Below are 7,730 nucleotides of genomic sequence, written 5' to 3'. Positions count from 1 at the left end.
GACCGAGCGTAGCGAAGGCGCAGGCTACGAAGTAGCCGTTGCTGCGTAGCAGCCGACCGAGCGTAGCGAAGGCGCAGGCTACGAAGTAGCCGTTGCTGCGTAGCAGCCGAACAACGCGGCAATGGGCGCAAAGGACCTCAGGGCGAATGCCCTGCGTAGCCGCGCAGCGGCCGAATGAGGGAGGTGCCAGCGCCGAAAGACCGCGAACACTCTGTTATCTCAACACCATCGGTCGAAACTCTCGCCCCGCTTGGAATTGCCGGATCTTTCGGCGCGACCTCATGAAATATCCGGGCTAGCGCTGCCCTGCCAGCGACAGCACCCGCTGCACCTCCGCCTCCAGCGCTTGCCGCCGCTCGGCATCGAGTTCGCACTCGGCCAGGATGAAATAGGCGGTGCGCACGGCTTCGCGCCAGCGCGGCTTGGCCGGCAGGGTATCCAGCGCCAGATAACGATCCAGGGTGCGGGTGCGCAGTCGACCATCATCGATCGTCACCCGCCAGATGCCGCTGCGCTCGGCCAGCTCGATCCGACCGCGTTGAGTGTGCCGCTCCCATAGCTCAAGGCACTGGTTAAGCAGATCGACCAGCCCTTGGCGAAACGCCGGCTCCACCTCGGCCGCTGTCGGCTGCTTGGCCTGGCGTTGGGTATGCGCGATGTTCATCCGGTCCACCCACACCGATGCTTCCGGCAGCCCTTCCAGCGCCAGTACGCCGAGCTCTTCCTCCAGCGACAGGCCAAGTACGCGCAACCGGAGCGCAGGCACACCGGGCGCCAGGGTGGCGTCGATCTGCGGCGCATGTCGTGCGGCGGCATCGCTGCCGGCCTCCAGTGCCTGATCCAGTGCACGGCTGATCTCGGCGGCAGTCTGCTGATCGAACAAGGTGCCCAGTGAACTGCCGATCAGATCGTCCAATGAGCGCTGCAGGCGGTCGGCGGCGCGCTGGTTGGCGCTGCGAACGCGACCGCCGGCGTCGATCACCAGCATGGCTTCGGCAGCTTCATCCAGGCCGAGCTGAATGGAGCGAAGATCAGCACGTAGTGCCTCGGCCTCACGAATTGCCCGATCCGCCCGCCGTCGCTCGGCGGCCTCGCGTGCCTGCAGACTCAGACGCTGGCGATACATGCGCCGCTGAAACCATACGATAAGCACGGCCAGCAGGCTTAACCCACCGAGGGCGATGCTGATCAACTGACGTCGGCGTGTCTCCAGCATCAGACCCTGCTCAGCGCTGAGGCGCTGCAGTCGGGCTCTTTCGTGCTCAAGCTCAGCCAGCTCAAATCTTACCCGCAAGGCATTCATCCGCTGATCGTGGCGATCGCGTTGCAGTTTTTCCGACATCGCCTCGGCGCTGCGTGATGCCTGCAGGGCCAGCTCATGGTCGCCGCCCTGTTCTGCGCTGGTCGAAAGCTCCCGCCAGGCCTCGACCTGCGCTTCCGGCGCCCCCTGCTCGGGCCAAGGCTGCGCTGCCTGCAGCAGGGTCACCGCCTGCTCCGCCTTACCGGCGATGCGCAAGGATCGAGCCTCCAGAACACTGAGTTCAAGCGGCACAGGCGCAGCTGACCATTGCTGCTTGGCAATCTGCAGCCAGCGCATCGCCTGTTCTGGCTGCTCGCCCTGCAAGGCCAGCCGCGCCAGATGTTGCGCGACCCGCCCCCGATCGGGCGCCGCGCCCACCCCGTTGAACTGCTCCCAGATCGACAGCAACTGCTGTTCGGCCTGCGCCCGCTCACCGCGCTCGGCCTGCAACACCGCCAGCGCCTCCTGGCTGTGCAAACTGGGCAGAATCCGGCCGGCGCTCTGATGACCCTGGATGGCCTGCTGCAGAAATTGCTCCGCCTGTGAGTACTCGCCCAGATCCTTGTATAGATTGCCGAGATTATCCTCGGTGGCGGCCAGATCACGCTCGCCGCTGTCACGCTTCAGCTTCAGACTGGCCAGCCAATGCCCCAGGGCTTCGCGATCCTCGCCCAGGCGGCGATAGACAATGCCCAGATCGTTCTCGCTGATCGCTTCGGCGCGTGGGTCGGCCAGCGACTTAGCCTGCTCTTTCGCCCGCAGGAAGTGCGCCAGCGCGCGCGCCAGGTCACCACGCCTGAACTCCAGCATGCCGCGACGACGTAGTAGACGATGCTCGGCCAGACGATCGCTGACCGCACCCAGCTCGCCCTCGGCCTCCTGCAGTAGCTGCTCGGCGTCCTGCCACTTGGCCGACGCCACAGCTAGATCGGCCAGATGCATGCGCAGCTCAAAACGCGCATCGGCCGATTCAGCCTGCGCCAATGCCTGGCTGCAGATCGACGCTGCCGCCTGCCGATCGCTGTTGCGCAAGCTGCGGCACTGTTCCAGCAGCCCATCGCCGGCCGAGGTCGATGCCTCAACTGCCACCGCCGTCGACCCGGCAAGCAAGAGCGATACGCCAACGCGTATTGCCGTAGCCACTCCGCTGAGCATCGAACCCCCGCCCGCGCAAAGCGGGAAGTGTCCTGTGTCGTCCTCGGCAACACAAGCGGGCGCGCTGCGCTCAGCACAGCGCACCCGCCGGGTCGGCACCCAATCAGCCCTTCACACACACCACCTGACGCAGGGTGTGGACGATCTCGACCAGGTCACGCTGGGCCGCCATCACCGCGTCGATCGACTTGTAGGCCGCAGGCGATTCGTCGATCACCGCTGCATCGCGCCGGCATTCGACGTGGGCCGTGGCCTGCCGGTGCTGCTCCAGGCTGATCACTTTCCTGGCCTGGGTGCGGCTCATTCGCCGCCCCGCACCATGGCTACAGCTGCAGAAGCTCTCGACATTGCCCAGGCCGCGCACGATATAGCTCTGCGTGCCCATGCTGCCCGGAATGATGCCGAGCTGACCTTCGCGCGCACTGACCGCGCCTTTTCGGGTGATCAGCAAGCTCTCGCCGTGGTGGTTTTCGCGCTCGACATAGTTGTGGTGACAGTTCACCGCCCGCTTGTCGAGCTGGAAGCTCGGCAGCTGGTCGCGCATCGCTTCCAGCACCCGCTCCAGCATCAGCTCGCGATTGGTGCGAGCATAGTCCTGCGCCCAACCCACCGCTTCCACGTACTCATCGAACAGCGGCTCGCCCTCGAGAAAGAAGGCCAGGTCGCGATCCGGAACGTGAAAGCCGAGCACTCTCTTGGCTAGCTGTTCACGCGCCCGTTCGATGAAGTAGGTGCCGATCAGGTTGCCGGTGCCGCGCGAGCCCGAATGCAGCATCACCCATACCCGCTGATCTTCGTCCAGACAGACTTCGATGAAGTGATTGCCGCCGCCCAGCGTGGCCAGCTGTCGCTCGACCTTGTGCTCAGGCAGGCGCGGATGACGCTGGCGGATCTTATCCAGCCGTTCCGCCAGGCCGCTGTGCTTGAGCCGGGTACCGATGCGCTCCGGTGGCTTGCGGTGATCGCCGCCCGGCCCATTGCCCACCGGCACCTTGCGCTCGATCGCCGAACGCAGGGCGGCCAGTGAATCGGGCAACTGGGAGGCATTCAGACTGGTTCGCACCGCCGCCATGCCGCAACCGATATCCACTCCCACCGCCGCCGGTATGATCGCTCCGCGAGTGGGCACGACGGAACCTACGGTTGCACCCTTGCCCAGATGCACATCGGGCATCACCGCCAGCCAGGGCCCGACAAAGGGCAAGCCGGCGATATTGCGCAGCTGCTGGTGCGCCTCATGCTCCAGCGGCACGCCCTGCACCCAGCCCTTGATTGGCGCGCCAGCGCCGTCTTCGTTTAGATACACATAGTTTGACTGAGTCATTTCCTATCTCCGCAGATTGCTCCCCTCCCCCACCAGGGGGAGGGGCTCAACTTTTCCCACATCAGCCCTTCAGCGTGACCAACTGCTTGAGCACGCCGTCCAGGCCGCCGAACACGGTCAGCTTGTCGATTTTCTCGGTGACCTTTTCCAGGGCCTCGAGCTCCTTCAAGCGCAACAGGGTCGGGCTGTCCTCAATCAGCTTGGCAGTGTTCAGCAGCGAGCGGGTGGCGTTCGCTTCCTCACGCCGACGGATCACGTTGGCTTGCGCTTGCTTCTCCGCCGATACAACGCTGTTGAGGATCTCACGCATCTCGCCCGGCAGGATGACGTCCTTCACACCCACGCCGAGCAACTCGACACCCACCGCCTCGGCCTGCGCTTTCACGTAGGCATAGATGTCAGCATCCAGACGCGCCTTGTCGCCGAGCAGCTCATCCAAAGTCTTCGACGAGACCGCCTTGCGCAGACCGAACTGCAGCTCGCGGTACACATAATCGTTGTACTTCGCAACCACCGTTCGCGCTTTCAGCGGATCGGCCACTTTCACGCTGGCGGCAAGGTTCACCCGCAAGGTCACCTTGTCTCGGGTCAACAACTCCTGGCCCGACACCTCCAGACTCTGAACACGAAGCTCCATCACCTCGACGGCCACGTTCTTGAACAGGTTCCAGAACGCGTAGGCACCCGCCGACAGCACCTCGGTCAACTTGCCGTCGACCAGCTTCAGGCCCACCGACTCAGCCGGCACCGTCACCGACAGAGCCAGTCGATCGAGCACACCGAGTTGCTTCAAACGCTGCGCCATCGCGGCTTCCACCGCCAGACCCGGCTGCAGCATCAAAGTGTCAACGCGCACCTCGACCAAGCCTCTCCAGTACAGCCGACGCGCACCCGGAGCCAGCACGTCTTCCAGCTTGCCGTTCTTGTACACCAGACCCAGCGAACCGGTACTGATATCGGCCAGCAGGAAGTAGCGCTCCAAATCAGCGCCGAGCGAGTGGATCAGCACATCCATCTGCTTGCCGCTGTACTCGGCCAGGCTCAGGTTGCTGATTTCCACGTCGCAGCGCGCCAGCGGGTCGAACAGCGTGTGCACGCCCGGCGCCAGCATGCGCTCGAACCGACGGTTCCGAAACAGCAAGCCGCGCTCGCCGTCGCCAATCACATATCGCTTGAAGCCAAACATCGGTGTACTCCCTTGTAGTTATCGTGGATCGCCGGAATATTCCTTTGTCATTGCTGACCGGGTGCGATGTGCCCGCTGTGCGGCTGTCCGTCACCTTTTCCCAGTCGCCTCTCGCAAAGCGACTGGGGAAAGGTGGAGGTGCCGGCACCGTCAAGTGGCGGATCATTGACGAGACCTCGGCACGGCCGCGACGCCGATCAGTGAAACGACAGGATCAGAGCTCCCGCCGCTTGCGCCCACCTCGGAAGTGGGCTTCTGAACAGATCGTCTTGGCGGCGCCGGATCCGGCCACTGCTCGGCCATTCGACGGCGGCAGGGTCAGAATTTCATGCCGACAATCCTTTCCCTGCCAGGCACCTCCAGAGAGCCCGAAGGCTCGGTTCTACGTTAAGGGCGGGATTCGAACCCGCGACTATCGAATTTGAAGTTCGATGCTCTTCCCGACTGAGCTACCTTGTGGTGGACCCTGCCGGAATCGAACCGACAAACGCTCCCGACGAGCAAGGCCCAAGCGAGGAATCGTCTCTTCGAATGCAGCACGGCATACGCCACGACAGGGTCGCGCGCACCGGCGATGCATTGAACATCGACCGCTGTGCTGCTTGAATGAGAAAACAACTCCTGACTGCCACCGAGCGGTGGCAATTCCGTGTGACCAAGTCACCTGTTCAGTTGCGCACCCCGCGCAGCCGCAGTGACGTGGCCGAATTCTCCTTTCGAACGGCAGAAACAAAACGCCCCCGGGGGTTATCCCGAGGGCGTTCGAAGGCCTCGGGGAGATCGGGGTCGCCGATCTCCCAGGAGATCAGCGTTTAGAAAGCTGCGTCGATACGGCGACTGGCCGCGGATCGGAATTCGCTGCCACCCAGGCACAGCCAGGCGCCGCGCTTAGGCGCGTTCGATCGGCGATGTTGTGGGTTAAGGGGCAGGCGAAACATGATGATTTCCGAAGTTTGATTGGTTGATCGATACGTTGTTGATCGAAGCGCGGTTGATCGACGAGTGGTGGTTGACCAACATGTTAATGCGCACTCGCTTGCGGCGAGTGGCTGCGCAAGATACGCCGATTGATCGACATGTCAAGAAATTCTTGTAACAGAAACAACAACGCCGACGAACGGTCGTCGGCGTTGTAGTGACTGGCGCTGTGCGGATGCGCCGAGGACGCACCCGCCATAGGCGGCCTGACTCAGCTCTCGCCGCGCTGACGCATCGGTGCGCGCTGGCCTTGGCGTTGTTCACCACCGTGTCCACGCTGCGGGCGACCGGCATGCGCATGTCGCGGCGCCTGCGGATGACCCCGACGCGGCTGCGGCGAGCGCGGGTTGTCGCGACGCTGCCCCTGCGGCTGCCCTTGCGGCTGCGCCGCACGACCGCCGTCACGCTGGCCACCGCGCGCCGTCAGGCGCAGCGGTTGCGTAGGGATGAAGCCTTCGATTTCGCTGCGCGGAATTTCCTGGCCGAGCAGACGATGAATGGCGCGCAGTTGGTCCGATTCGTCCGCACAGGCCAGAGAGATTGCCTCACCGCTGCGGCCGTTGCGACCGGTGCGGCCAATCCGGTGCACGTAGTCCTCGGCCACCATCGGCAGGTCGTAGTTGATCACTACCGGCAGGTCTTCGATATCGATGCCGCGGGCGGCGATATCGGTAGCCACCAGCACTTGAATGCGATTGCTCTTGAAATCATCCAGCGCGCGGATGCGGGCATTCTGGCTCTTGTTGCCATGAATCGCCGCCGCTTTGTGACCGGCGGAACAGAGCGCGCGACACAGCTTGTCGGCGCCATGCTTGGTGCGCGAAAACACCAGCCTTTGCTGACGGCTGTCGATCGACAGCAGGTGCAGCAGCAGCTCACGCTTGCGGCCATGATCGACCGGATGCAGGCGATGCTCGATCTTCGGCGCCGCGCTGTTGGCCGGATTGACCTGCACTTCGACCGGGTTCTGCATGAACTGTTGCGCCAGGGCCTTGATCTCCGGCGCAAAGGTAGCCGAGAACAACAGGGTCTGTCGCTCGCGCGGCAGGGCCGAGAGTATGCGACGTACCGCTGGCAGAAAGCCCATGTCGAGCATGCGGTCGGCTTCGTCCAGTACCAGGAATTCCACCGCCGAAAGATCCAGCGTGCGACGCTGCAGATGATCGATCAGACGACCCGGCGTGGCGACCAGAATATCGACGCCGCGACGCAGCGCATCGATCTGCGGCTGCATGCCGACACCGCCGAACATGGTGCAGCTCTTCATCGGCAGCTTGGTCGAAAAGCTCTTAACACTTTCTTCAACCTGCGCTGCCAGCTCGCGGGTCGGGGTCAGCACCAGGGCACGCGGACGGGTCGGCGCAGCGCGCTTCCCGCCCTTGAGGTGATGCAGCAGGGGCAAGGCAAAGGCCGCGGTCTTGCCAGTGCCGGTCTGTGCCGCGGCCAGCACATCCTGGCCTTCGAGCACGGCAGGAATGGCGGCCTGTTGGATCGGGGTTGGCTGAGCGAAGCCCAAAAGGTCAAGCGCAGCCAGCAGTTCGGGCGCTAGCCCGAGCGTGGAAAAGGACATGGAAGTCTCCTGATTAGACCCGGAGCGTTCCCAAACCACGCGACGGACGAACGGTTGTCAGCGCTGCAAGGCAGCGTCTGGCGTGACTGGTGGGCCGGTATGGAGCGCGATGCTCGCGTGCAACAGCAGGCGGGGCGATCCGAAGGGAATACGGCAGGCGCAGCCGGTCAGGCGGCGCGCACTCTACGCGATTGTCGGCCGTTGCGCCAGAGCTTTC

Annotated in this window: 4 protein-coding genes; all 4 read right to left on the bottom strand. The window is 63.9% G+C overall.

Annotated elements, in window-relative coordinates:
• Positions 1-295: 295 nt before the first annotated feature.
• The gene (locus tag IFO71_RS18625) at positions 296-2,410 is read right to left on the bottom strand and encodes a PAS domain-containing protein (RefSeq protein ID WP_192031187.1); all 2,115 of its coding nucleotides are present in this window, start codon (positions 2,408-2,410) and stop codon (positions 296-298) included.
• Between the two features lie 148 nt (positions 2,411-2,558).
• Complete coding sequence (locus IFO71_RS18620) at positions 2,559-3,779, bottom strand: RtcB family protein (RefSeq protein ID WP_192031186.1); 1,221 nt, start codon at positions 3,777-3,779, stop codon at positions 2,559-2,561.
• A 61-nt stretch (positions 3,780-3,840) separates the two neighbouring features.
• Entirely contained in the window at positions 3,841-4,965 is a 1,125-nt protein-coding gene (locus IFO71_RS18615; protein ID WP_192031185.1) for a slipin family protein, read from the bottom strand.
• A gap of 1,189 nt (positions 4,966-6,154) precedes the next feature.
• Positions 6,155-7,513 (bottom strand): DEAD/DEAH box helicase, encoded by a 1,359-nt coding sequence (locus IFO71_RS18610; RefSeq protein WP_192031184.1) that lies wholly within the window; start codon positions 7,511-7,513, stop codon positions 6,155-6,157.
• Between the last annotated feature and the right edge of the window lie 217 nt (positions 7,514-7,730).

It is taken from the genome of Pseudomarimonas arenosa (assembly GCF_014841215.1).
Classification (GTDB): domain Bacteria; phylum Pseudomonadota; class Gammaproteobacteria; order Xanthomonadales; family Xanthomonadaceae; genus Pseudomarimonas; species Pseudomarimonas arenosa.
Note: the sequence above shows the minus strand (reverse complement) of the source record. Positions and strands in the feature narration are given on the sequence as shown.

Coding starts and splice junctions, on each gene's coding strand:
- IFO71_RS18620 (WP_192031186.1), bottom strand. CDS start 3,779: ATGACTCAGTCAAACTATGTGTATCTAAACGAAGACGGCGCTGGCGCG.
- IFO71_RS18615 (WP_192031185.1), bottom strand. CDS start 4,965: ATGTTTGGCTTCAAGCGATATGTGATTGGCGACGGCGAGCGCGGCTTG.
- IFO71_RS18610 (WP_192031184.1), bottom strand. CDS start 7,513: ATGTCCTTTTCCACGCTCGGGCTAGCGCCCGAACTGCTGGCTGCGCTT.